This window comes from Mesorhizobium sp. B1-1-5 (genome assembly GCF_006443065.1).
GTDB lineage: Bacteria > Pseudomonadota > Alphaproteobacteria > Rhizobiales > Rhizobiaceae > Mesorhizobium.
Genome location: NZ_VFWS01000699.1, coordinates 1 through 1,003, shown reverse-complemented (window position 1 = coordinate 1,003; position 1,003 = coordinate 1). Strand labels below are relative to the sequence as shown.

General features: G+C 64.3%; 1 protein-coding gene and 1 pseudogene. Both read right to left on the bottom strand.

The window, feature by feature from the left end; all coding sequences use genetic code 11:
* Positions 1–212: 212 nt before the first annotated feature.
* Complete coding sequence (locus FJ980_RS34505) at positions 213–893, bottom strand: hypothetical protein (RefSeq protein ID WP_140547774.1); 681 nt, start codon at positions 891–893, stop codon at positions 213–215.
* 3 nt (positions 894–896) lie between these two features.
* Positions 897–1,003 (bottom strand): annotated as a pseudogene (locus FJ980_RS35775) (VUT family protein); the annotation flags it as partial.

The window sequence follows — 1,003 nt, the reverse complement described above, 5'->3', positions numbered from 1 at the left end:
ATATGGAAGGGCTCGACGTCTGGAAGCGCGAAGCCGGCGCGCTGATGGTGTCTCTGCTCTCCGACGACAACCACTCGATCCTGCAGCGCAATCTCTATCTGGAATTCATTTTGCACCAGGACTGATTTGGCGCTCCAACTGCGAAGCTGAAGTTGAAGGTATTCAACGCCGGCTTCGATTTGGTCGGCTATTCATCAAATGACGGCGTCCGCTCAGGGTCGCGAGCCGTTGGTGGCGATCCAGATGACATGACGCGCGCCGCGCTTGCCGTTGGCGCGCGTGCTCACCTCCTCGACCGCGAAACCTGCCTGCTTCAGCCGCCGGGTGAAGCCGCTGTCCGGCCCTTGCGACCACACGGCAAGCACGCCGCCGGGCTTCAGTGCGGTGCGCGCTGCCGCCAGACCCTGCAGGCTGTACAGCGCGTCGTTGGATTTGTGAACGATGCCGTCCGGGCCGTTGTCGACATCGAGCAGGATGGCGTCCCAGACCGCGGGCCGGGATCTTATAAACTGCCCGACATCGGCCTCCCGGACGATGACGCGCGGATCGTCGAGACAGCCACCAAACACCTCCGCCATCGGCCCTCGCGCCCACGCGATGACCGCCGGCACCAACTCCGCGACAGTGATTTCGGCATTCTCGCCCAACTCGGCGAGAGCGGCGCGCAGCGTAAAACCCATGCCAAGCCCGCCGATCAGCATTCTCGGCTGTCTGCGGCCGGCGATCCTCCGACAGGAGAGCCTGGCCAACGCTTCTTCCGAGCCGCTGAGGCGGCTGTTCATCAACTCGTTGGTGCCCAGCATGATCGAGAATTCGGAACCGCGCCGCTTGAGCCGAAGCTCCTGCGCGCCATCCGGGGTTTTCGCGGAGTCCAGCTGGATCCAGGGAATCACGGCCTAGACCGCAGCAACAGCCGGCTGGCTCCAGCGGGCGGCGAGCAGCCGATAGGGGATCAGTGCCACGACGGCGATGATCAGCTTCACGCTGAGGTCGCCAAGCGCCC